The 23,865-nt window shown below is 66.7% G+C and carries 20 protein-coding genes and 3 pseudogenes; 14 read left to right on the top strand and 9 right to left on the bottom strand.

Features of this window, described 5'->3' with window-relative positions; translation table 11 throughout:
• Positions 1-34: 34 nt before the first annotated feature.
• The gene (locus ABZ848_RS33535) at positions 35-1,045 is read right to left on the bottom strand and encodes an NAD(P)H-dependent glycerol-3-phosphate dehydrogenase (protein ID WP_360838005.1); all 1,011 of its coding nucleotides are present in this window, start codon (positions 1,043-1,045) and stop codon (positions 35-37) included.
• Positions 1,042-1,818, bottom strand: coding sequence for a lysophospholipid acyltransferase family protein (locus tag ABZ848_RS33530; RefSeq protein ID WP_360838004.1), 777 nt, complete (start codon positions 1,816-1,818; stop codon positions 1,042-1,044). The genes ABZ848_RS33535 and ABZ848_RS33530 overlap by 4 nt, the downstream gene beginning before the upstream one ends.
• A 169-nt stretch (positions 1,819-1,987) precedes the next feature.
• Between ABZ848_RS33530 and cofC the strand changes: the two genes are divergently transcribed.
• Together cofC and ABZ848_RS33520 are read left to right on the top strand one after the other, a co-directional pair.
• Positions 1,988-2,626, top strand: a complete 639-nt coding sequence (gene cofC, locus ABZ848_RS33525; protein ID WP_360838003.1) for a 2-phospho-L-lactate guanylyltransferase — start codon at positions 1,988-1,990, stop codon at positions 2,624-2,626.
• Between the two features lie 10 nt (positions 2,627-2,636).
• Positions 2,637-2,840 (top strand): hypothetical protein, encoded by a 204-nt coding sequence (locus ABZ848_RS33520; RefSeq protein ID WP_360838002.1) that lies wholly within the window; start codon positions 2,637-2,639, stop codon positions 2,838-2,840.
• Positions 2,841-2,935: 95 nt separating this feature from the next.
• Here ABZ848_RS33520 and ABZ848_RS33515 read toward each other — a convergent pair whose 3' ends face one another.
• From ABZ848_RS33515 to leuC, 4 genes are all read right to left on the bottom strand, one after another.
• Positions 2,936-3,592: an HU family DNA-binding protein gene (locus tag ABZ848_RS33515; protein ID WP_360838000.1), complete on the bottom strand. Its 657-nt coding sequence runs from the start codon at positions 3,590-3,592 to the stop codon at positions 2,936-2,938.
• 137 nt (positions 3,593-3,729) lie between these two features.
• Positions 3,730-3,960, bottom strand: a complete 231-nt coding sequence (locus ABZ848_RS33510) for a hypothetical protein (protein ID WP_360837998.1) — start codon at positions 3,958-3,960, stop codon at positions 3,730-3,732.
• A gap of 276 nt (positions 3,961-4,236) precedes the next feature.
• Positions 4,237-4,830 (bottom strand): 3-isopropylmalate dehydratase small subunit, encoded by a 594-nt coding sequence (gene leuD / locus ABZ848_RS33505; protein ID WP_360837996.1) that lies wholly within the window; start codon positions 4,828-4,830, stop codon positions 4,237-4,239.
• Between the two features lie 6 nt (positions 4,831-4,836).
• On the bottom strand, positions 4,837-6,255 hold the full coding sequence (leuC, locus tag ABZ848_RS33500) for a 3-isopropylmalate dehydratase large subunit (RefSeq protein WP_360837994.1): 1,419 nt from the start codon (positions 6,253-6,255) through the stop codon (positions 4,837-4,839).
• 189 nt (positions 6,256-6,444) lie between these two features.
• On the opposite strand from leuC, the gene ndgR reads away from it, so the two are divergent.
• The gene (gene ndgR, locus ABZ848_RS33495; protein ID WP_015036427.1) at positions 6,445-7,161 is read left to right on the top strand and encodes an IclR family transcriptional regulator NdgR; all 717 of its coding nucleotides are present in this window, start codon (positions 6,445-6,447) and stop codon (positions 7,159-7,161) included.
• Between the two features lie 97 nt (positions 7,162-7,258).
• On the opposite strand, the pseudogene ABZ848_RS33490 reads toward ndgR, so the two are convergent.
• Positions 7,259-7,570: pseudogene (locus ABZ848_RS33490) on the bottom strand (DUF4188 domain-containing protein); the annotation flags it as partial.
• 397 nt (positions 7,571-7,967) lie between these two features.
• Between ABZ848_RS33490 and ABZ848_RS33485 the strand changes: the two are divergent.
• From ABZ848_RS33485 to dnaG, 8 genes and pseudogenes are all read left to right on the top strand, one after another.
• Positions 7,968-9,473, top strand: a complete 1,506-nt coding sequence (locus tag ABZ848_RS33485; RefSeq protein ID WP_360837992.1) for a helix-turn-helix domain-containing protein — start codon at positions 7,968-7,970, stop codon at positions 9,471-9,473.
• Positions 9,470-10,039 carry a helix-turn-helix domain-containing protein gene (locus ABZ848_RS33480; protein WP_360837990.1) on the top strand — a complete coding sequence of 190 codons (570 nt, stop codon included), beginning with the start codon at positions 9,470-9,472 and terminating at the stop codon, positions 10,037-10,039. The genes ABZ848_RS33485 and ABZ848_RS33480 overlap by 4 nt, the downstream gene beginning before the upstream one ends.
• A gap of 181 nt (positions 10,040-10,220) precedes the next feature.
• Complete coding sequence (locus ABZ848_RS33475) at positions 10,221-10,937, top strand: ParA family protein (RefSeq protein ID WP_360837989.1); 717 nt, start codon at positions 10,221-10,223, stop codon at positions 10,935-10,937.
• Complete coding sequence (locus ABZ848_RS33470) at positions 10,934-11,806, top strand: hypothetical protein (RefSeq protein WP_360837987.1); 873 nt, start codon at positions 10,934-10,936, stop codon at positions 11,804-11,806. Before ABZ848_RS33475 ends, ABZ848_RS33470 begins: the two co-directional genes overlap by 4 nt.
• Positions 11,807-11,926: 120 nt before the next feature.
• Complete coding sequence (locus ABZ848_RS33465) at positions 11,927-12,238, top strand: hypothetical protein (RefSeq protein WP_360837985.1); 312 nt, start codon at positions 11,927-11,929, stop codon at positions 12,236-12,238.
• Positions 12,239-12,551: 313 nt separating this feature from the next.
• Positions 12,552-12,905, top strand: coding sequence for a hypothetical protein (locus ABZ848_RS33460; protein WP_360837984.1), 354 nt, complete (start codon positions 12,552-12,554; stop codon positions 12,903-12,905).
• Positions 12,895-13,551 (top strand): annotated as a pseudogene (locus ABZ848_RS33455) (caspase family protein); the annotation flags it as partial. The gene ABZ848_RS33460 and the pseudogene ABZ848_RS33455, both read left to right, overlap by 11 nt.
• Before the next feature lie 204 nt (positions 13,552-13,755).
• Positions 13,756-15,612 (top strand): annotated as a pseudogene (gene dnaG / locus ABZ848_RS33450) (DNA primase); the annotation flags it as partial.
• A gap of 440 nt (positions 15,613-16,052) precedes the next feature.
• Here dnaG and ABZ848_RS33445 read toward each other — a convergent pair.
• Positions 16,053-19,070 (bottom strand): DEAD/DEAH box helicase family protein, encoded by a 3,018-nt coding sequence (locus tag ABZ848_RS33445; RefSeq protein ID WP_360837983.1) that lies wholly within the window; start codon positions 19,068-19,070, stop codon positions 16,053-16,055.
• 547 nt (positions 19,071-19,617) lie between these two features.
• Positions 19,618-19,974 carry a helix-turn-helix transcriptional regulator gene (locus ABZ848_RS33440; protein WP_360837981.1) on the bottom strand — a complete coding sequence of 119 codons (357 nt, stop codon included), beginning with the start codon at positions 19,972-19,974 and terminating at the stop codon, positions 19,618-19,620.
• Positions 19,975-20,372: 398 nt separating this feature from the next.
• Between ABZ848_RS33440 and ABZ848_RS33435 the strand changes: the two genes are divergently transcribed.
• The 3 genes from ABZ848_RS33435 to ABZ848_RS33425 all read left to right on the top strand — a co-directional run bounded on the left by ABZ848_RS33435 (position 20,373) and on the right by ABZ848_RS33425 (position 23,723).
• The gene (locus tag ABZ848_RS33435) at positions 20,373-21,326 is read left to right on the top strand and encodes a site-specific integrase (RefSeq protein WP_360837979.1); all 954 of its coding nucleotides are present in this window, start codon (positions 20,373-20,375) and stop codon (positions 21,324-21,326) included.
• A gap of 305 nt (positions 21,327-21,631) precedes the next feature.
• Positions 21,632-23,119 carry a hypothetical protein gene (locus ABZ848_RS33430; protein ID WP_360837978.1) on the top strand — a complete coding sequence of 496 codons (1,488 nt, stop codon included), beginning with the start codon at positions 21,632-21,634 and terminating at the stop codon, positions 23,117-23,119.
• 187 nt (positions 23,120-23,306) lie between these two features.
• Positions 23,307-23,723 (top strand): hypothetical protein, encoded by a 417-nt coding sequence (locus ABZ848_RS33425; protein ID WP_360837977.1) that lies wholly within the window; start codon positions 23,307-23,309, stop codon positions 23,721-23,723.
• Positions 23,724-23,865: the final 142 nt, after the last annotated feature.

Here is a 23,865-nt window from a genome sequence, read left to right as displayed (position 1 = left end):
ACAGCGACCGCCCCGCACGGGAGAACGGCGTCGCTCAGCGTCGTTCGGGCTTCGCGCTGCGCGACATCAGCTCCTTGAGGGCGACCACCGGAGGCTTGCCCTCGTGCACGATGTCCACGACCGTCTCGGTGATCGGCATCTCCACGCCGTGCCGACGGGCCAAGTCCGCAACGGACTCACAGGACTTGACGCCCTCGGCGGTCTGCTTGGTGACCGCGATGGTCTCCTCCAGGGTCATGCCCTTGCCGAGGTTGGTGCCGAAGGTGTGGTTGCGGGACAGCGGCGAGGAGCAGGTCGCCACCAGGTCGCCGAGGCCCGCGAGTCCGGAGAAGGTCAGCGGGTCGGCGCCGAGCGCGATGCCGAGCCGGGTGGTCTCCGCGAGGCCGCGCGTGATGAGCGAGCCCTTCGCGTTGTCGCCGAGCCCCATGCCGTCCGCGATGCCGACAGCGAGCCCGATGACGTTCTTCACGGCGCCGCCGAGCTCGCAGCCGACCACGTCGGTGTTGGTGTACGGCCTGAAGTACGGCGTGTGGCAGGCCGCCTGGAGCCGCTGGGCCACCGCCTCGTCGGTGCACGCGACCACCGCGGCGGCCGGCATCCGGGCGGCGATCTCCCGGGCGAGGTTGGGTCCGGTGACGACGGCGATGCGGTCGGCGCCGACCTTGGCGACGTCCTCGATCACCTCGCTCATCCGCATGGTGGAGCCGAGTTCGACGCCCTTCATGAGGGAGACGAGGATGGTGTCGGGCGCGAGCAGCGGCGTCCATTCGGCGAGGTTCGCGCGCATGGTCTGGGACGGCACCGACAGGATCGTGAAGTCCGCGCCCGCGGCGGCCTCGGCGGGGTCGGTGGTGGCCCGCAGGTTGGCCGGGAGTTCGACGCCGGGCAGGTAGTCGGGGTTCGTACGGCCGGAGTTGACGGCCTCGGCCACCTCCGCGCGCCGCGCCCACAGGGTGACCTCGCACCCCGCGTCGGCCAGCACCATCCCGAACGCCGTACCCCACGAACCGGCGCTGAACACCGCCGCCTTGACGGGCTTGCTCACGTGCCCTGCCCCTCTTCCTGCTGTTCCTTCTCCTGCGTCTGTGCCTGGGTCCTGCGGCGCTGCTCGATCCGCTCGCGGCGCGGGTCGTAGGGCGTCTCGGGCGCCTTCTCGCCGCGGATGTCCTCCAGCTGGCGGGTGACGGCGGCCATGATGACCTCGGTGGCCTCCTTGAGGACCTCCGCGGACATCTCCTTGCCGTAGAAGCGCGAGAGGTCCACCGGCGGGCCGGCCAGGACGTGGTGGGTCTTGCGCGGCAGGATGTACGCCTTCTTGCTGTACGGCGGCAGGAGTTCGTTGGCGCCCCACTGGGCGATGGGGATCACCGGGCACTTGGTCTGCAGGGCGACGCGGGCGGCACCGGTCTTGGCGGTCATGGGCCAGCCGTCGGGGTCGCGGGTGATCGTTCCCTCTGGGTAGAACACCACGCATTCGCCGCGCTCCACTGCGTCCACGGCGGCCCGGAAGGCGCTGAGCGCGTCGGTGGACTCGCGGTAGACGGGGATCTGTCCGGTGCCGCGCATCGCGGCGCCGACGAATCCCTTCTTGAAAAGTCCGCTCTTCGCGAGGAATCGCGGAACCCGCCCGGTGTTGTACTGATAGTGCGCGTACGCGAAGGGGTCCACGTGGGAATTGTGGTTCACCGCGGTGATAAATCCGCCCTCGGCCGGAATGTGCTCCATTCCGCGCCAGTCCCGCTTGATCAGAACCACCAGCGGCGGTTTGCAGAGCACCGCGGCGAAGCGGTACCAGAATCCGACTCTGCGGCGGGGCACGCGCGCACCTTTCTCTAGGCGTCAAGGACATCGGTCAGTGGGGCCGCACAAGTGTCGCCCCAGGCCGCCGGTCTGTCGAGAACACCGTACGCCTCGACGGCGCGACCGCCAGATGGCCGAGGTGACGGCTGAGTGACAATGGCCGCGACAAGAGAGGGACGGAACGCTCGTGCAGTGGACGTTGGTCATACCCCTGAAACCCCTGGCGCGGGCCAAGAGCAGGCTCTCGGACACCGCGCACGACGGGGTGCGCCCCGGCCTGGCCCTCGCCTTCGCGCAGGACACCGTGGCAGCGGCGCTGGCCTGCCCCGCGGTGAAGGATGTGGCAGTAGTCACGGACGACGCCCTCGCAGGCCGTGAGCTGGCCGCGCTGGGCGCCCGGATCGTGGCCGACGAGCCCTCCGGCGGCCTCAACGCGGCACTGGCGCACGGAGCGGCGGTCGTACGCGCCGAGCGCCCGGAATGCGCCGTGGCCGCCCTGAACGCGGATCTCCCGGCCCTGCGCCCCCTGGAATTGTCCCGGGTCCTGGACGCGGCCACGGAATTCCCCCGCGCTTTTCTCCCCGACGCGGCCGCAATCGGCACCACTCTGCTGGCCGCGACCCCGGGCCTGGAATTGCTCCCGGCATTCGGCCCGGATTCCCGCGCCCGCCATCGCGCGTCCGGGGCGGTGGAACTCCGCCTGACCGCGGTGGATTCGGTACGACAGGACGTGGACACCGGCGAGGATCTGCGCGCGGCCCTCGCGCTCGGAGTGGGCGCCCGGACGGCCGCCGTGGCCGCGCAGTTGCTGATCCCGGGGCAGTAGGCTGCCGGGCATGCAGGCGACCGCGTACACGTACGATCCCGAAACCCGCAGCGGGCAGGTGCTGCTGGACGACGGCACTCCCGTGCCCTTCGACGCGGCGGCGTTCGACGCGGGCGGTCTGCGGCTGCTCCGGCCCGGTCAGCGGGTGCGTATCGAGACGGAGGGCGGGGGCGGCGGTCTGCGGATCATCCTCGTGACGCTTCAGACGCTGTAACGGGTGGCTTCTCAAGGCCTGTAACCGCCCTTGCACACGCCGCGGGCCGGACTCCGATGCGGAGTCCGGCCCGGCGCGTGAGTACCCCTGTGCCCTTACCTCTTGCGGGCGGTGGCCTTCTTGGCGGTGGTGGTGCGAGCCGTCGACTTCTTGGCGGGCGCCTTCTTGGCGGTCGCCTTCTTCGCCGGGGCCTTCTTGGCCGTCGCCTTCTTGGCCGTGGTCTTCTTCGCCGCGGTGGTCTTGGCGGCGCCGGTGGCCTTCTTGGCCGTGGTCTTCTTCGCGGTCGCCTTCTTGGCGGTGGCCGTGGTCTTCTTGGCCGTCGTCTTCTTGGCGGTGGTCTTCTTCGCCGCGGCCGTCGCCTTCTTCGCCGGGGCGGCCTTCTTCGCGGCGGCCTTCTTCACCGTCGCCGTCGCCCCGCCGGACAGGCTGCCCTTGGGCGCCTTCTTCACGGCGACCTCGCCGCCGCGCGGGAGCTTCTTCGAGCCGCTCACCAGGTCCTTGAAGCCCTGGCCCGCGCGGAAGCGCGGAACGGAGGTCTTCTTGACCCGAACCCGCTCGCCCGTCTGGGGGTTGCGGGCGTAGCGGGCCGGCCGGTCGACCTTCTCGAACGAACCGAAGCCGGTGACCGAGACCCGGTCCCCCGCGACGGTCGCGCGGACGATGGCGTCCAGGACCGCGTCGACGGCCTCGGCGGCCTGCTGACGGCCACCGACCTTGTCGGCAATCGCTTCTACGAGCTGCGCCTTGTTCACGTCTTCCCCTTCGGAGACATTGCCAGAACGAAAGTGTTCAAGCTTTTTCGCACGTTAGGCAGATATATACCGCAAATCAAACACGAAACGGGCTTATCACCCATGCGCCGCAACGAACTCGGCTGTCTCGGCTGCGTTCAGCGGTCCTCATCGGGGATTCGACCCTCGTCGAGGTCCGCGGTGAACGCCTCCAGTCGCCTTGCCGCGTCGGCGAGATCGTGCTTGGCCGCGGCCGTAATGACCAGCAGCTTCCGGGTCAGCGCCATCCGTACGCCCTCCGGGACTTGCAGTGCGCGCACTCTTGTGTGCGCTTCCTTGAGCTGGACCGCGACTGCCGCATAGAGCTCGAGTTGGCCGTCGTGTTCCATGCACAGATTGTGCCATCTGGGGCGAGTTGTCGCCTGCGGGGGTAGCAACTGTGCCCTCAAACGGCCTTCCACGCGTGTGCGAAAGCCACGGTCACTGCATCCGCGTACCCCCGCAACACCCTTTGTAACGTGGGAAGTTGAACGAAAGCCAGTGCCTGTGCGAAGACATTCGTCCGCAGACACGGCTGTACCCCCGATCGGGCTGATCGGGGGTACAGGCGGGGGTGTCGGTGGCCGAATCTCGACCTGTTCAGTTGCTCCGGAGGAGGGTTGCCGTCACGCCTGGAGCGTCTTCGGCTTGAACGAGGGGCGCTTGGCCTCGTAGGTCGCGATGTCGGCCTCGTTCTGGAGGGTGATGGAGATGTCGTCCAGCCCGTTCAGCAGCCGCCAGCGGGAGTTCTCGTCCAGCTCGAAGCTCGCGGTGATGCCCTCGGCGAGCACCTCGCGGGCCTGAAGGTCGACCGTGATCTCGGCCTGCGGGTCGTTCTCGCTGAGCTCCTGCAGCGCTTCCACGATCTTCTGGTCCAGAACGACCGTGAGCAGGCCGTTCTTGAGCGAGTTGCCGCGGAAGATGTCGGCGAAGCGGGAGGAGATGACGGTCTTGAAGCCGTAGTTCTGCAGCGCCCACACGGCGTGCTCACGGGAGGAGCCGGTGCCGAAGTCGGGACCCGCGACCAGGACCGTGGCGCCCTTGCGCTCGGGCCGGTTGAGGATGAAGTTCTCGTCCTTGCGCCAGGCCTCGAACAGCCCGTCCTCGAAACCGTCCCGGGTCACCTTCTTGAGCCAGTGAGCAGGGATGATCTGGTCGGTGTCGACGTTCGAGCGGCGCAGCGGGACGGCCCGGCCGGTGTGCTTGGTGAATGCTTCCATGACTGATCAGACTCCAGCGGGGACGTCGGCGAGGTCGGCGGGCGAGGCGAGGTGGCCCAGCACGGCCGTGGCCGCGGCGACCTGCGGCGAGACCAGGTGCGTACGGCCGCCCTTGCCCTGCCTGCCCTCGAAGTTGCGGTTGGAGGTGGACGCGGAGCGCTCACCCGGGGCCAGCTGGTCCGGGTTCATGCCCAGACACATCGAGCAGCCCGCGTGCCGCCATTCGGCGCCGGCCTCCTTGAAGACGACGTCCAGGCCCTCGGAGACGGCCTGCAGACCGACGCGCGCGGAGCCCGGGACGACCAGCATCCGTACGCCGTCGGCGACTTTGCGGCCCTTGACGAGCTCGGCCGCGGCGCGCAGGTCCTCGATGCGGCCGTTGGTGCACGAACCTACGAAGACGGTGTCCACCTTGATGGAGCGCAGCGGCTGGCCGGCCTCCAACCCCATGTATTCCAGGGCCTTTTCGGCGGCGAGGCGCTCCGATGCGTCTTCGTACGAAGCCGGGTCGGGGACGGCGGCCGAAAGCGGCGCGCCCTGACCGGGGTTGGTGCCCCAGGTGACGAACGGCGACAGTTCGGCGGCCTCGATGACGACCTCGGCGTCGAACTCGGCGTCCTCGTCCGTCTTGAGGGTCTTCCAGTACGCGACGGCCGCGTCCCAGTCCTCGCCCTTGGGGGCGTGCGGGCGGCCCTTGAGGTACTCGAAGGTGGTCTCGTCGGGGGCGACCATGCCCGCGCGGGCACCGGCCTCGATCGACATGTTGCAGATGGTCATGCGGGCCTCCATCGAGAGTTTCTCGATGGCCGAGCCCCGGTACTCCAGGACGTAGCCCTGGCCGCCGCCGGTGCCGATCCGGGCGATGATCGCGAGGATCAGGTCCTTGGCGGTGACGCCCTCGGGCAGTTCGCCGTTGACCGTGATGGCCATGGTCTTCGGGCGGACCAGCGGCAGCGTCTGGGTGGCCAGCACGTGCTCGACCTGGGAGGTGCCGATACCGAAGGCCAGACCGCCGAACGCGCCGTGCGTGGAGGTGTGGGAGTCGCCGCACACGACCGTCATGCCGGGCTGGGTCAGACCCAGCTGCGGGCCGACCACGTGCACGACGCCCTGCTCGACGTCGCCCAGCGAGTGCAGGCGCACGCCGAACTCGGCGGCGTTCTTGCGCAGCGTCTCCAGCTGGATGCGGGAGACCGGGTCGGCGATCGGCTTGTCGATGTCGAGGGTCGGGGTGTTGTGGTCCTCGGTCGCGATGGTGAGGTCCAGGCGGCGCACCTTGCGGCCGCTCTTGCGCAGACCGTCGAAGGCCTGCGGGCTGGTCACCTCGTGCAGGAGGTGCAGATCGATGAAGAGGAGGTCGGGCTCGCCCTCGGCGCGCCGGACGACATGGTCGTCCCAGACCTTCTCCGCGAGTGTCCTACCCATCGCTTTCCCTCCGGCCGGCAAAGCTGCGCCGGCCCAACTAGAGATCTTGTGGAGGCGACGCCCTCGGCCCCTGTTCCCGGGCACCCGCCGCCAGGCCCGTCGGTCTTCGGGCCGCTGTGCATACAAGGGTTGCGCGTCTCACGGAAAAATGAACTTGCGTTTCACAGAGTGAGACGTGAGTATCGTTGCATGGACAACAGTAGCGGCGTCGGCGTTCTGGACAAGGCAGCCCTTGTCCTGAGCGCCCTGGAGTCCGGGCCCGCCACGCTCGCAGGATTGGTGGCGGCCACCGGACTGGCACGACCAACGGCCCACCGACTGGCCGTGGCCCTGGAGCACCACCGCATGGTGGCACGTGACATGCAGGGCCGTTTCATTCTCGGCCCCCGTCTCGCGGAGCTGGCCGCGGCGGCCGGCGAGGACCGCCTGCTCGCGACCGCGGGCCCGGTGCTCACGCACCTGCGGGACGTCACGGGCGAGAGCGCCCAGCTCTACCGCCGCCAGGGCGACATGCGCATCTGCGTCGCCGCCGCGGAGCGCCTGTCCGGACTTCGGGACACCGTCCCGGTCGGCTCGACGCTCACCATGAAGGCCGGCTCCTCCGCGCAGATCCTGATGGCCTGGGAGGAGCCGGAGCGCCTGCACCGGGGCCTGCAGGGCGCCCGCTTCACCGCCACCGCGCTCTCGGGCGTACGCCGCCGCGGCTGGGCCCAGTCCATCGGCGAGCGCGAGCCGGGCGTCGCGTCCGTCTCCGCGCCCGTGCGCGGCCCCTCCAACCGCGTGGTGGCCGCCGTCTCGGTCTCCGGCCCCATCGAGCGCCTGACCCGCCACCCGGGCCGGATGCACGCCCAGGCGGTCATCGACGCCGCGGCCCGCCTCTCGGAGGCCCTGCGCCGCACCGGCTGACACACCGGACCACCCCACGGGACGTCGGCGGGGAGAGCCGGCCCCGACGCCGCGGCAGGCCCTCCCCGCTCCCCCGATCCCCCCTGGTCCCTCCCGGTCAGCCCGCCTGCTCGGCCGGTGCCTCCTGCTGCGACCGGTGCGCGAACCGGTCCTTGGCGTACCTGCCCCGCTTCTCCAGCGGGATCTGCCCGTGCGCGGCCGCGAGACCGAAGGCCGGCATGTCGCCGTAGATCGCCTCGTACGACCCCTCCGGCACGATGTACGCCTCGTGCCAGATCCCCACCTGCCCGCGCAGCTTGCCGTCGCGCTCCTTGCGGTTGAGCGTGGCCCACGCCTTGTGGTGGAACGCGTCCGGTGCGGTGGCGTAGGCGTACAGATTCTCCTTGGACTCCCAGTAAATCTGCCGCACCCCTTCTGGCCTGGGCTTATGAGGGTTAAAGCGGCTGTGACCTGCTAGGACGGGTTACAGAGGCGATCGGAGGCAGTCAGAGGAAAACGCTCTGATTCGACCCCGGTACGACCCGGGTCGTTCAGAGGCAGTCAGAGGCAGCGCCTCTGCAAGCTGCTTCTGGGAGACCCGAGTTGGCCGGGATGGATCAGGAGCGGCGACCTCGACGGCGCTCCGCTCCTGCCTTGGTCGAGTTGCGATGGGGACGCCTGCCTCCAGAGCGGGGCCAGGCATACGAATGCCTCCAGGACGGCAATCCTGGAGGCATCGCTGGCACCGATCGGAGGTCGGTTCCGGGCATCACCCGTGGTTTTAGCGGGCCTGGGTGGCGCCCTTGTCTTTGCGAGACGACCTCACCGTGCCACACCACAGTCATCAGGCAGAACCACAGCGGCAGATCCCTCACCCGTTCGGCCGACTGGGCCTTCACCACCTTCGTCCGGCTGCGGCCGAACTCGTCCTGCTCGGGGATCTCACCGGCCGGTACGCGACGGGCAGTTACAGCAGGCTCGGTTCCGACGGCCGCATCGTGGCCGTGCGCCAGGACCGGCAGGGCGCGGCCGAGCACGGACACCGCGTCACAGCGGCCATCGCCTGCCATGTCGCCCGGGCCGGCGGCAGCATCGACGAGCTGACCCGGCTGCTGCTGCACCCCGACCACGAGGGCGGCCGGCACGCCCGGCACATCGCCCTGCGCTCAGGGCAGGCACGCGCCCTGGACTACATCCGGCGGGTGTGGGCCAGCGCGACGGCTGTGGTCGCCGGAACGCGAGTGCCGGCTTCACGTCACCACGCCTACGAGGTTCTTGCCGCCCTGCGGGACCGCATCGAGACCGCGCCCTGGCGCGGCGAGCGGGGACGGACCGCGCTGCGGGTGCTGCGGGCGCATCTGAACTTCGCCGAAATTGCCGGTGGCCCGCTGCATCACGCCAGCGAGCGGCAGACCGCGGAGGAAGCGGGGATCTCACGGACAACGCTGCGCGTGGTCTACGAGACCGTCCTCAAGCCTGGGGGCTGGCTGCGGCGGCTGCGGGTCGGGCATGGCCGGGAGGGCTCCACCTGGTACCTCGACCACGACAGCAGTACCGGTGGCCGTGCCTGCGGTTCGCTGTCTCGTTTCTGGACCACTCAGTACCCCCCCGACCTGGCACTTGAGGAGTGGACCACCCCTGAGACGGCCATGACGGCCGACATCGACTCCACCGTCATCGCCCGCCTGATGGGACACGACGCCTTCGCCCACCGAGGTCTCGGCAGCTCCGCCCTCATGATCATCGGTGCGCTGCACGTCCGGCCTGCTCAGACGGTTAGCGAGCTTGTCGGTACGGCCTCCGTGTCCCGCGCCACTGCCTATCGGACGTTGCGGCGCCTGGCCAACCACGGTCTGGTGCACCACGACGGCGAGACGTGGACGCTCGCTCCCCGTGCCGTGGAGGGCTTCGGCAACGGCTCTCAGGACGCCGCCATGGAACTGGGTGCACGGCCGGCTGAGGGCTGGGACAGCATCGCCCAGTGCTACGGCACAGCGGGCGTCGCGGTCCGGCGCAGGACTCTGCATGCGGTCGAGCGGGCGGCGTACCGGGAGGCGCTGGACCGGTTCGCGGAGCACCGCAGCAAGGCCATTGTGATCGTCCGCGACGGGCGCCAGGTCCTGGTCCCGGCACCGCGGCCCGATGAATTCCCGTCCGCGTGGCAGACGCCGGGCGGGAGCGTCCTCGACCCGGTCACCGGTCGGACTGCGGCCGATTGGCGCCTGGCCACCGATGGCCGACTGATTCTCATCACCCCTGCTGACCAGCGCAGTTACGACGAGCTGGCCGCTGCCCATGCCGAAGCCCTCAGGGAATGGAACTCCGCCACGTGACTCCACAGCCTCCACTCGCCGATGTCGAGAGTGAATCGGTCACTCCTCAAGGCCTGCGTGAGCAGTACGAGTTGGGCGCCACGGTCGCCGAACTCGTCGCCACGAGCGGTCTGTCGTACGGCACGGTCCTCAACCGGCTGCGCGAGGCCGGGACCGTGATGCGCACCTCGTGGCAGACGCGCAGGCTGCGCGACGGGCAGGCCCGCCGCAATCTCGCGGCTCGTCTGCGCCGCCTCTACGAGCAACAGGGCGCCACGCTCGAAGAGTTGGCCGTGGCGGGGTCCGTGACGCGACGTGCCGCGCGGCGGCTGCTGATCGAGGCCGGGGGCACGCCCCGCACCACCCAGCAGACACTGCGCATCCGTTCCGCAGCCCATGCCGCGCGGCGGATGAAGCTCGCGGCATCCCTGCGGGCGCGGTACGAGGCCGGCGCCACGGTGCCGGACCTCGCTGCGGAGTGCAGCTACTCCGTCGGCAGCGTTTACCGGCTCCTGCACCTGGCGGGCACCCGCATGCGGCCCAAGCACAACCACGGCCCGGCCCGGACCCCGCGGAAGCGGTCATGAGCGCCCCCGCAGGTGTCCCTGTCCGGGTTGGGCAGGTCAGGGGTCCGAGGGTGAACCATCCCGGATCCAGCTGCGCAGCACGAGGCCCTCCTCCGCCCAGATGCGGCCGCCTCCGGCGTCGGCCTCCTCGCCGGCGCACGCAACCCCACACACCTTTCCCGATTCAGGAGATCAAGCACACGTGAGTGAAAACACCCGTACCAAGACCCTGGCCGCTGCTGCGGCCGGCGCCTGGGACGCCTTCGTCATCGTGGTCGGCATGCTCAAGGGCGGCACCGGCAAGACCACCTCGGCCTGGTTCATCGCCCTCTACTACGCGGTCGTCCTCGACGTGCCGACGCTGCTGCTGGACGCGGACGCCACCAGCCAGTCCGCCTACGACTGGTTCAGGGTCGCCCAGGCCGCCGGCTTCGAGATCCCCGCCAACCTGGTCATCGAGCGGTACCCGTTCGACGACATCGCCGAGTACATCCGCACCAAGCGGGCCGAGTTCGGCGCGATCGTGGTCGACGCCGGCGGCGGCAGCGCCCGCATCTTCCACGAGGCTGTTACCGAGGCGAACCTGCTGCTCGTGCCGGTCGCCCCCACCAAGATCGAGCGCCGCAAGCTCGTGGCCACCTTCGACGAGGCCGAGCGCGCCGCCGCCCGCAACCCCCACGACGTCACCGCCCACGTGGTCATGGTCAAGGCCGACGACCGCACCAGCCTGCCCGGCCGGGCCAGGGAGCAGCTGCTGGAGCCCGCCGAGGGCGAAGGCATCGGCCCGGACCGTGACGAGCCGTTCCCGCTGGCCGAGACCACCATCCACTCCTGGGTGCACTACATGGAGGCCTTCGGCGAGATCCCGACCGAACTGAGCGAGTACGCCAACCTGATGAAGGAGCTGACCGAGGCATGAGCGAGAAGAACGACAGGCCGAAGCCGCCAGCCCGCCGCGCGGGCGGTCGCGCCCTCGGCGGGGTCAAGAAGACGACCCCGCCGCCCCCTCCGCCGGCCGCCGAGCTCACGCCCGAGCAGTTCGCCGCCGAACAGGCCGCCGCCCGGGAGGAAGGCCGTCCCGCCGCCGACGAGTCCCCAGCCCAGCACCCTTCCACGGCTCCCGCGGAGACGTCGGCGCAAGGCGACCCGACTGGGACGGTCCGAGAGGTGCCGCAGCCCCAGGTCCCGCCGACCGTCGACATCGAATCGAGCGGCGCTGTCCACGACCTGGCGGCGCAGCCGGCTCACTCCATTGCAGGAGCGCCTGCGGTGCAGCCGATTCTCTCGGGGCAAACGGCGCAGGGGCCGGAGCAGTTCGTGGTCGGAGCCGCTGAGCCCGCGGGACCCGTGGTTCAGTCCACGCAACTGACTGAGCAGGTTCCGCAGGCCGCTCTGTACCAGGACACCGCCACGGTCTCTGGGGTGTCGCCGACCGCCGAGGTTGCAGTGCGGCCAGCCGCTTCTCCGGTCCCAGGCAGTACCGCCTTCCCGGTGAGGACGGATGTTCCGGGATCTCACCAGGAGCGGAACACGCGATCGGAGGCGGCCCCGAGCGAGGGAACCCCGTGGGCTCAGGGGCCCGGTCGTCCCAAGGACATTCCCGAGACGGCCGTCGTCCTCAACCAGCGCATCATCACGCGCGAGAGCCTCGACTCCTCAGTCCCCGCCGCGCTGAGGCTGAAGAAGCGGATCAAGCGCTTCGCACTGGACAACGAACTCGACCACCTGCCGATCGGCGACATCGTCTCAGTCGCACTGGACGAGTGGCTCGCCACCCGCGGCTTCTGAACCCAACGGCAGTGCACAGGCGGCCGCCTCTACAAGGATGCGGCCGCCCCTGCCGACTATTCCCATAGTCCATTAGGCGGCTGACTAGTCGCCTAGCCGGAACCGACCGGAGCAACTCTCGTGCCTGATCCCTCCCACTACGCCCGCCGACTGCGTGAAATCGCCGACGCGCTCGACTCTGAGGTCGAACCGACCGATGACGCTCTTGCGCCGCACCCGGACACGTTGGACGTCATCGGCAACCGGCATACAAAACGCGGACAGCTCAACTATGCCGTTCCTGAGGTTCTCCAGCTTCAGCGTCGGATCCGCCGCTACCACGCCGACACCGGCGTACCGCACGGAGACATCGTCGCGCTGGTGCTTGACACCTTTCTTCGCGCCAAGGGCTACCCACCTCACCTGAGGCCATCAGAGCCGGAAGCCGTGTGACCTCTTTTCCCGCAGCAATAGGGATCGGGACATCCGTGCTTCAAGGTGACGGGTTGCGTCGCCAATCACTCCAGGTTCCGTTCGTTCCGGCTCGGGGCGCCTTGACGGTCCTTCAACTGCTGTGTTAACGCCCATCGGATGGCACTCGCGTGGACGCCGGAGAGCAGGGTGTTCGGAAGGAGACGCTGCCCCTGACTCAGCTGGCAACGTTAAAGTGACCCTGCGGCAGTGAGTGCATGACGTGGTCGCGAACTCGAAGGCGCACACCGCTCTCACCTACGGAAGATCGAAGAAGCCAAGGGGGCGCAGCTGCGTGGAACTTGAAATACGCCTGGAGGACGGGGCGCCGGCCGAAGAGTTCACCTCGCTCCTGCAGTGGTTGCGCCGTGAGCGCGATCTTCAGGGGCATGTAAGGGCTGAGCGTCGGCCAACACAAGCGGACGAACTCGGAGGCGCATTCGAGTTGATCAGTGTGGCTGTCGGTTCTGGTGGCATTGCCACAGCCTTCGTCGCATCGCTCGGGTCCTGGCTCAGCAGCAGGCGCACCGAACAGAGCGTCAGTGTCACCGTCGATGGGAAGTCCGTGCAGATTGTCCGTAATGGTGCGGACCTTGTCGACGAAGCGGAACTTCTGCGCCTGATCAAGCAGACGCTCGATGAGCACTAAGGGGAGCACTGGCCGGCTCGATCGATGCGCCGTCCTGCTGGGCGTGTCCCGTTATCGCGATGTGCGGCAGCGTCCTGTGCCGGCAGCCGCGAACAGTCTTCGGCGCATGCGGCAATTGCTGATCGACTCAAGGCTGTGCGGCTGGCTTCCTGAGCAGGTGACCGTGATTGACAACGCGGCTCACGTACCGGACGTTGCAGTCCAGTTGCGCGAACTTGCGGCGCGCACTGACGGCACCTTCCTCTTCTATTTCGTCGGCCATGGCACTCTTTCCGAGCGTGGTGAGCTGTTCTTACCGCTGAGTGAGACCAATACGGATCATGTCGATCTGACCGGCATGCCCTACGCTCACGTTCGGGACGCTTTGCTGGGCAGTCCAGCGCGTGTGAAGATTTCGGTCCTTGATTGCTGTCATTCCGGCAGAGCGGTTCAAACGCTCTCTGCGCAGGCAGACAGCCTTGCTCTGGCAGCCGATGTTCGAGGAACCTATATATGGACGGCTGCAGACGGTCCCGCGCATGTCGTTCCCCTCGATCAACAGGACGACGCCTGTACCTCCTTCACGGGTGAGCTCATCAGCCTTGTTCGCGAGGGGATTCCGAACGGACCCACGGTTCTGACGCTCGGCGACCTTTACGAGCCCCTGCGCCAGAGGATGCGCGCTCGCGGTCTGCCGTTGCCGAACCGTCTGGTCGATGACACTGCCAGTAGCGCTCCCTTCGCATGGAACGCGTGGAAAACGGCCAGGCCAGCGGCCACTGTCCAGTATGAAGGGTCAAGCCAGGCAAGTCGGAACGGCCGGGTCGGGTCGCCCTCCCGTGCTGAGGCACAACCAGTCTTAGGCAGGAGGGACCTTGCAGCCCTCAAAGCCGAAGTTCCGCTCAGGGACGTGATCGCTGATTATGTTCCACTTCGCAAGTCTGGACACGAATTCCGTGGAAGTTGCCCTTTCTGTGAAGGAAACAGCGGGCAAATCAGCGTGAACAGCGAAAAGGGCGTCTATCACTGCTTCGAGTGCCTTGCCGGTGGTGACGCGCTGGACTTCATCATGAAGATGGAGCACCTTTCCTTCGGCGAAGCCGTGGACCGGCTAGCTTCACGCGGCGGTATCGCGCTGCGCGCTGATGCAGGCCACCGCGACCGCCAGCACGTTGACCGCATCCGCCTGGTCGAAGCACACACAGCGGCCGCGCAGTTCTACCTCACACAGCTCAACACCACCTCCGAGGCCGCGATCGGCCGCACATTCCTCGCCGAGCGCGGTATCGACCAGGCCGCTGCCGAGTATTTCTCCGTCGGCTACAGTCCCCAAGGTTGGGACCACCTCACGCGCTACCTGCGCGGCAAGGGCTTCACGGACAAGGAACTCCTGCTCTCCGGCTTGGCCCAGGAAGGGCGCCGTGGCCCCATCGACCGCTTCCGCGGCCGTCTGATGTGGCCCATTCGCAACATCGGCGGCGAAGTCGTCGGCTTCGGCGCCCGCAAGCTCCGCGAAGCGGACAACGGCCCTAAGTACATCAACACGCCCGACACGGCGATCTACAAGAAGTCCCAAGCGCTGTTTGGCATCGACCTCGCGAAGAAGGACATCGCCAGGACCAACCACGCCGTTGTGGTTGACGGCTACACCGACGTCGTGGCCTGCCACCTGGCGGGTATCTCCACCGCCGTCGCCACCTGCGGCACTCTTTTCGGTGCTGATCACATCCCGATCCTGCGACGCCTCCTCAAGAGTGATGGGAGCTCCCGGATCACCTTTGCCTTCGCCCATGATGGGCACGCTCATCAGTCCGCGCTGCGCACACTCGCAGACGATCAGAAGTTCGCCGCTCACTCCTACATCACCGTCGCACCTGACGGGATGAGCGCCAGTGCATTGCGCATCGCTAAAGGCGATGCGGCCGTCACGGAACTTGCTGAACCACACACCCCGCTCTTCGAGTTCATCCTGCGTAAGATCATTACTCGACACGATCTGGAGACAACGGCCGGGCAGAGGGCCGCCCTGGCAGAGGCTGCTCCCGCAGTCGCCGGCATCACGAACAGGGCGACTCAGCACCACGTCGCGCTCCAACTCGCCAGCATGCTCGGCAGCCTGGACGAGACCTTCGTGGTCAGGCACGTAAGCCACCTGGCTCGTGAAACGCGCGGTAGTACTAGCCAGGCTCCCACGACGCGGCACCTGCCTTCGAACGCGAACGCCGGGACTCAGCCCAACCCCGTGATCAATCTTCGTAACCCCGTCTATGCAACGGAGCGCGAACTACTCAAAATCGCCCTACAGCGGCCCGACCTGGTCTCCCCAGCCTTCGACGCCTACGGGATCGAGGAGTTCACTGCTCCGCCCTATGCGGCCGTGCGCCGAGCAATCATGGAAGCGGGCGGCGCCGAATACGGTGTCCAGGACCCGCAGGAGTACCTCTCTCTGGTACGCGAAGCCACTCCCGACGGCGCTGTCCGGGCCCTGATCGCCGAGCTGACCGCCGAGCCGATCATGCGCAGAAACGTTGACGAAGCCTACGCAGGTGGCCAACTCGTCGCCGTCAGGCGGCGTTCAATCGACCGGAGGATGCAGGACCTCCTGGGCGTCCTAGCTCGCGAGCACGACGAGAAGGATCCATCGCAGTCGGCAGCCGTACAGAAAGAAGTGTGGCTGTTGCAGCAGTACAGTCAAGCCTTGCAGGAACGAGGTGCGGAAGCCTTGTGAACGCGCTCCACCCTTGGCACTGACCGCGTGGCCGTCAATGCCCTCGACCTGGGAAACGGCTGGGCTTCACGGACTTCAAAGCCGCGCGATTCCTCAGCTGTTCGACCGGCGAGCTGCTGGTGACCACATGCCGCGGGTGCCTGGTCGCTGGATGCTGAAGGCCTTGCGAGGTACGTGGCGTCATTGGTGCCGTCGAGCAGCGGCGTTGAAGGCGGGCTGCGAGTGACATGCGGCAGCCGGAATGTGGTTTCGCCTACGCCGCCCCAACGCTTCCGAGGTTGCAGCGGCCGTCGCCGCGAGCTGTGTCTCCTACGGTCAGGCTGTTAACGCGTTCTTACTACGCCGCGTGCAGCGACCAGTCCGACTCCGACTCTCATTCACGTATCGCTGATCCCAGATGAAGAAGTCCTGCAGCCCTGGAGATGTGCTAGATCCCGTGGTTAGGGATGGACGATCACTTGGAGAGCGCTGTTGGCGGTATCCATCGCGTATACCTCGGCGCAGGCGAGCAGGTGGAGCTGGTCTTCGGAGACCCGGGTTTTGGAGACGCCGGGCTGAACGATGGTGATGGTGAACTTCGGCTCCAGGAGTGAAGCACGCTGGGCGAGGTCGTAGAGGGTCTGGTCCGTCCCCTTTTCCAGTCCAGACCGGCCTTGCTCTCGGCGGTTACCTTCGCGGCGGATCAGGTTGTTGAAGAGGCGTCCCGGGCGGTGCCTCCACTTAGTGGATTTATGGACTTGGCCGCACACTTCGTACAGATCAGCGACTCGGGCACCAGGTGCATCGCCGTGCGAATACTTGCAGTGGACGAGGTTCACATGAAGTTGGTTGCCCTCGACGCGGGCCGCGACGATGTCTGCCACTTCACCGGCGCCATCGTCGTCGATAACAAGGTCCCAGTCGGCCTCGCCAAGGAGATGCTGGATGGCCCGTGCCTGGATGGAGGTGGGGTCTCGGTCGGCACCCTGGGACTCCTTGTGCAGGTTGATGCCCGTCCAGTCGATGGTCACGAGCCGTTCGGGGCTGAACGGCGCCACAGTCCCTGCCGGGCGAATGAGGAGCATGTCCGGTTCCAGGATCGCCTCGTCCTCGAAGAGGATCCGCAGACCGTGTTGGTTCAAGTATTCGCTGAAGGGCTGGGCTTGGCGGCTCGTCGCGACTGTTGGTTCGGGGCCGTCGCACGTGAAATTTAGACGGCCTTCCGCGACGGTGATCTGGTAGTCGACGCTCCAGTGCGGTGTGTGCAGGGTGAAGCCGATCGGGCCTTCACGGGTGAAGGTGGTGATAGTGAGGTCGGTGTCGATCACCGGCCAGCTGAAGTTGTCGCGCTTGACTTCCACGCTCTCGGTGGTGTCGAGGAAGAACTGGATCGGCCACTCCAGGGCCAGCGGGACGAGCTCGGGACGTTCCTGGACTTCGGTAGGGATAATGAATCCCTTGAGGACGTCTGCTGGATCGACAGTCGTATCGGTGAGTTTGGCACCGACTTCGTCGCACCAGTCGACCCAGCGTTTGAGGTTGTGCGCCACGCCGTAGTTCCAGACGCGCCCTTTCAGCGAGGCGCCCACGTTGACGCGCTCGCCGCCTTCGTAGCCGCTGACGAAAATGTTGGTCTGGCTCTTGTTGCGCCGTTCGGCCTCGGGATAGTCGAGGAGGACGTCGGCGCCGACCGCAAGCTGAAAGCGGCGGCTGCGGTTGCGGGCGTCAAGGGTCCCTACGTTGGTAGGCACACACCGCCGGATCTTTGCCATGATCCGGTAGACGACCGGCCCCTTGATCCGGATGGCGTCCGCGCCGGCCACCGCTTGGGCGAGTTCTTCGTGAACACTGCTGGTGTTGGAGCTGTTGATGTAGAGCAGCCCGTGTGTTCTGTCCCAGTACAGGATGTAGAGGTCGTGCGAGACGTCCTCCAGGCTCTTCACCGTGCCCCAAACGACAGGCTTCCGCTCGCGTGCCACGAGCCAGGCGACCCGGTCTCGTTCGTTGATGGCAACCGGGTAGGTGAGCAGCCGGTCGCCGAAGAACGGCGCAAGCGCTTCGGGCTTCCACCGCAGAGTGCTGGTGCGATAGACGACCGTGCTCATCCGCGGCGCGATGTTCCGGATCGAGACCTCTTCGGGCAGGCTGGAGAAGGCCTCCTCGAAGTCGCTGAGTTCTTCCTGCGCGCCGACCGCGTGAGCGGAGAGGATCTCGATGACGTCATTCCAGTCGGCATCCTCGGCATACAGCTTCTTCAAGTTCTCGTCGAACTGAGTCTCGGTGCGGTTGACGACGACGGTCGCCGTTCCCACCGTGGTGCCAGCGGTCACTCGTGCGAACCTGCCGATGAACTGCAGTGTGATGCCCAGGCTCTTGTGCTGGTCATGGATTGCCGCGATCTTGAGCGAGGGCAGGTCGAAGCCTTCGCCGAGCATGTCGACACAGACGACGATCTTGCTGCTTCGGTCGCGCAGCGCATTCAGTGCGGCTTGAAGGTCCGTCTTGCGGCCTTTGCTGTGCAGGATGACAGGGTTCAGGTCCGGGGCGAGCTCTTGGTAGAGGGGCAGGACATCCTCGGCGCGCCCGATCCGTTTGACGCGAGCCATGAGGAGGTGGTCGTAGCCGGCGGCTAGGTCCTCGCGGAGTAGTTCTACGGCCCGTTGCGCAATGGCTCGGTCCGGGTCGAACAGGTCGATCACGGGAGCGTATGTGATCTTCGAGAAGTACTTCTGCTGGTATGCGTCCTTCAGCGAGAAGCTGAACACGAATCGACCGCCGAGGTCGGCGCCGTCGCTGCGGAACGGGGTGGCCGTGAACTGGACTACGCGCTTCCCGTCGAATTGATCGCGAATCTCACGCCAAGTCTGCGCGGTCACATGATGGGCCTCATCCACGAACAGATGGGTGCACGTCTCGATCAGGGCATCCCGTGCTGCTGGAGAGAAATGCTGCATGACGGACGGCGTCGCCACGATCACATTGCAGTGCGTCGCGAACTCGTGGGCCAGAACAGGGTCTTGCATCCCGCGCTTGACCCGTCCGACGACCGGCTTGAGTGCCGACTCGGCGACGTTACCGAAGGCTTGGAGTAGCCCCAGTCCCTCGAACTTCTTCGCCACCTGGTCCCGCAAGGCGTCGGAAGGAACGATCACCAGAAGGCGCTCAACTTTCCCGGCCACCAACAAGGCCACCATGGTCTCGGTCTTGCCCGTTCCCGTAGGCATGACGACCGTAGCGGGCTGAGGCCTCCTTGACGCCCAGTGCCCAAGAACTGCATGTACGGCGCCAAGCTGCGGCTCCCGCAAGCCAGCTATGCCTCGCTTCAAGTCCTCTTGGCGGAACCGGAAGGCCTCATCGAACGAGGCATGCACCGTGGCTGCGTCGACAAGATCGTCAGCGCCGTTCGGAGTCGCGAGGCGCCAGGCAATGTTGCCTTCGAGAGTGCAATGCTTGAGCCGGCCGGAGGGATCCACTCCCATGACGCCTCGCACGAAGTAGGTGACTCAAGAAGCCACTTAATGATCATTCATTAGCAATTTTATCAGCAGTCACACCGACCTCTTTGGGCTGCCGTGATGAGCAGGGCGCCCTAACTGATCGAGCTGAGGAGAGGTCGGTGCTGGGCCGCGCCGACTGGACTGGCGTCGCGCAGCTTGATGTGCTGGCCGCCCTCCTGAAGGGCAGTCAGGTGCACCGGTGAGGAGGCAGACCGGAAAGGAAGCGACCGAACGCCGCTCGAAGGTCACGCCCCTACCGCCAGTGGAATGCGGACTTGCGTTCACCGGCACCGCCCTGCGCACACCTCAGCCCTAGCCGTCTGGGTCGGAGGACGGTCAGTCAGCCCGAGGCGGCGCTGCCGCAGGAACCGGGCTGTCCAGTAGTGTCGGCCGTCAAGAACAATTGCCACGCAAGCAGGCGCGGCACCCAGCGCTGACAGTCAGTCTGCGAGGGCGCAGTAGTCGTTCTGCGCGACGACGGCTGCAGCTGGACCCCGGCTAACGTTGATTGGCCCTTGACGATCCGCTCTCACCGCTGCTGTTTCTTGCCAGAGCGATCGTCCACCAGGTGATTGATGAGCTCACCAGGCGCTACATCAAGTGCTACCGCGATGTCCACGAGAGTCAGAACGCTGGGATTGCGCTGCCCATGCTCAATGTAGATGAGACCGCGAAAGCTCAGCCCGCTGCGTTCTGCGAGCTCCTCCAGGCTGTAACCACGTTCCTCTCTGTGGCGGCGGATCTGCATACCCAGCGACAGGAGCCGCGGGTCGGGCGACGGTTCACGATCTGGCACACAGCGACACCACCGGTGCGCCAACCGGAAGGCCATGAACAGCTGTGCATAATCGGGCCGGGTGCGGGAAATGCTGATGCTGTACAGCAAGCAGGCCACACCGCGAGGCGCTCATTGTCCGGACTCGATGACGTCTCGGCACCGCTGTTGAGTTGACGCGGCGGGAGTGGTGAGTTCCTTCAAGAGGCACGATGAGAAATGTGTTGCCGTTTGATCGTTGGCATAAGTCATATCCGAAACCACACCGCGGCGACGTTCCCTGCAAATGTGGGACCAGGGGCCGCCCCCTCTATCCTTCAGCGGATCACGGACGAGGGCTCCGGTGGCAGGCCCGCTACGTCGATCACCTCGGACGGGAGCGTCGCGTCTCGTTCAGGGAATGGCATGAAGCACACGATCACCTGAACCAACACTCGTTGCCTGGAAAGAAGGAAGGAGAGAGAGGTCGGGCGCACCGCGGCCGTAATGTCTCCTTCTATGCAGCCCAGATGATCAGGAGGAAGAGGAGGCGGGGGAAAAGGAGGAGCACGGTAGACCTGTACGAAGGGCATCTCCGCAACCACATCCTGCCGTTCGCCGGTGACCGTCCCGCAGCATCGCTGCGTCGGAGTGATTCCACGGCATTCGTCGACCACCTCCTGGACACCCCGAGCCTTCGGTCGCCACGCTCGGTCGTTCAGGTTTTCAAAACGTGGCGAATCCTCATCAACTACATGATGGACGAGGACGTTCCACTACCCGTAAACACTGTCTTCCGCGTCGAACTCCCCGAGATCTGCTGCAGCACTGAAGTGGCCCTGACGCCCGATCGCGTAGCTGCGGTAGCGGCGGCAATGCGACAGGTCGAACCGCACTATGAAATTGCGGTGTGGCTGGCTTCCTGTGCCGGCCTCCGTCGGGGAGAAGTGCTCGGGCTGAAATGGGAGCATATCGACTGGGAGCGGAATCTCCTGCGTATCAGGGAGCAGCGGCTGCGCGGACAGGACGCGCCGCTGAAGACTAAGGCGAGTTCTGCCACCCTGCCCGTCGACGCCTTCCTGATCGGGCAACTGGAAAAACACCTGGCGCGCTTCGCTCCGCCCGGGGCTGAACCCGGACTTCTCCACGCGAAGGGGAGGAGCGGGGCGGCTATAGAACCAGGAGGCCCCGGTCTTGTCGTGACGAACGCTCATGGCCGGCCGGTCCGGTTGTCTCACTTTTACCGTCGCTGGCATCAGGCTCTGGAAAGGGCAGGTCTCCCTCCGCGAACGCGCTTCCACCAGCTGAAGCGCTTTTACACTTCCACGCTCGCCATGTCAGGAGAGCACGACCCCAAGACTGTGCAGCTGCTGTCCCGCCATGCCAGATTCTCCGAAACCTGGGACACGTATGCGCAACCTCCGCGGACTGCCGCAGAGCTGAGGGTCAACGTTTTCAGTAGCGTATTCAGTGTCGCGAGCTGACGCCGCATGGCATTCCGTGCGACCGGGCCTGCCGGAAGGGCCCTCCCCGGGTTGCCGTGGTGCCTCTCGGGCATCAGCCCCATGACAAGGCCTCTGTCCCGTACGGCAGGAGCACCGCAGGCGATGGCCCGTGGGCGGAGGCCGCCGAGATGTGACGTGGGCGTCCCAGGGGGCACGGCCGATTCCCTACCGCAACGGCCGGATGATTCTGGCCATTCCCTGAATGCCGTCTGGCGTTGCCGAATGGCCGACGTCACTCTCATGTCTGAAGAGGTACGTCCGGGTGTTCAGGGGGAGGGACTGCCGTGAAAGACGCTCTGAGTGCTGCGCAGATACTGGAACGCCTCTTGGATTCGGTTGTGGTCGCTGCGGATTCCAAGAACGCACTGATCGGCAGCGTGGAAACAGCGGCTCGCGCCGAGGACAAGAAACGGCAGCGGAATCAGCAGAAACAGGCCGAGGAAGCGGAGCGGGAGGGCCGGCCCCGCAAGGAGGCGCCGCCGGAACTGCGCCGCAAACAAGGGTTGCGTGCCCTGCCCGGCTCCGAGCTGGGTGCGTCCGTGCAGCTGCCGTACATCGCGCTGCTGCATCACCTCGCGCGAGGTCTGTCGCTCACGCAGCGCGGCGCGGCTCGCGGGCTCGCGGAGCACTGGGGCAGCTTGAAGTACATCCAGGCCTTGCAGGCGGGGAAGGGCTCGTTCCTGTGGCTCTCTGGGGAGGGCAAACGCATCGCCAAGCACTACAAGACACTTCAGTCGGAGGAGCTGGGCCAGGCGTTCGCTCTCACGCTCGCCGAACGCGTCCTGCGCAGCCGGTATCCGCATCACCACGTCTCCATCCTCCACTCGGACACGGTCCTGCGCGCAGGATGGGCTCTGACCAGCGCGGAAAGAGAGAACAAGGACAACAAGAGCGTGAGCGTCGGTTACCGCTACCGTCCGCAGTACCTGGCCGAGGTGTGGAAGCCGGACCAACCGTCGATGATCTTCCCGATCGCGTGCAAGGGCAACCACAGCGGGGCGTCCGTCTCACACACGCAGCTTGCTGCCTGTGCGGCGTACGTGGACGGCGTTCACATCGGGGCCTGGAACGAGACGCCTGGCTTGGTTTTCAGCACCGAGCTTCCCCTCGACGGGCCGGTCACCGTCCATGCCCTGCATGCGCCAGGCCACGGATCTGACCTCAGCCTCAGCGGAGATGAAGGAAGCCGCGAGGTGGACTTGGACCAATCCCCGCGCCAGCTGGAACAGTTCCCGGGGATCGAGCGCCCCGCCGAAGCGGGACGTCACGTGCCTTTCGAGCCCGGCTGCCAGGTGAAGCCTGATCAGTTCGCGTGGTTTCAGCAGACCTTCGCCCACACCGACGCCGCGGGGCTGATGGCATTCGCCGGAGCGGGCCGGGCCACCGCAAGGCTTCTGACGAAGCGACAGGGCCGAGAGTTCTTCGAGGCTTTCGAGCATCCGGCAGCAGGCAGCGTCCAGGACATCACCTGCACGCTGCTGGGTGACGAATTCGCCGGCACCGACCACGTCTTTCGCCTCAACGGCGACCACGTGGAGGCCTTCTCCGGAGTCCAGGCAGATCTCTTCCGCCATCTGGCCAGGGGCACACGAGCCGGCGACGACAAGGCGGAGCGAGCACAGGTGTCGGCATGGCGCAGCACCCTTCATGAGCGGAGGAAAGCCTGGCCCCGCGCCGACTGGGACGATGAGTGGGGTGGGCCGGTCTCCATCCGCGAGGACGGCACAGTCCTCGCCCTTCGCAGGGTGAACGTGAAGAAGACAGGCGACTGAACTCGGGCCGGTCTTCCCTCGCACCGGTAGTCATGCCGATCAGGCGGGAAGCCGCGGCGATTTCAAATCCCTGTCTGCCCCTCGCCGATGGCCGAATGCAGCCCTGCCCGCTGGTCGTCGAGCTGTGCCAGCGGCACCTTCATGCCAGAGTCATCCCACGTGACGGCCCGATAGCAAGGAGTGGTGAATGCAGGACGGGGGGCGCCATTGGCGGCTCGTGGTGCCGGCCGGCGGGGATGCGCTGCGGCAGGAGCGGCTCACGCGTGATCTGTATGCGGCACTGCACGAGGCGGAGGGGGTGGCCGTCGGGTTCGCCGACGCCGGCCAGCCCTCGGAGCCTGGTCACAAGGGCACCGGAGCCGGCGAGGTCGCGCTGTGGGCTGCCACGGCTACGGCCATTGCGCGACCCGCCTCACAGGTCCTGATCACTGCGATCAAGGAATGGTGCGCCAGGGACCGGCACCGCAAGGTCGAGGTCACCTACGACGGGCGTTCCGTCGCGATCACGGGTCGGCCGGACGCCGCTCAGGAGCGCGTGGTCCGCGATTTCCTGGACAAGGTGGGTGACGCCCCCTCCGGCGGGCCGGAGGGCGGCGGGGAGTGACCCGACTGGTCAGACGCCGTGCCCTGTTGATCGGCAATGAGCACTACGTGTGAACGATCACGTAATTCCCCGGGCCCGGCGTCACGTAATTCCCCAGGTCCTGACCTTGTTCATGTCTACTTGATCGAGGGCTTGTTTGTCT

The organism is Streptomyces sp. NPDC047081 (genome assembly GCF_040643775.1).
Taxonomy (GTDB): Bacteria; Actinomycetota; Actinomycetes; order Streptomycetales; family Streptomycetaceae; genus Streptomyces.
Note: the sequence above shows the minus strand (reverse complement) of the source record. Positions and strands in the feature narration are given on the sequence as shown.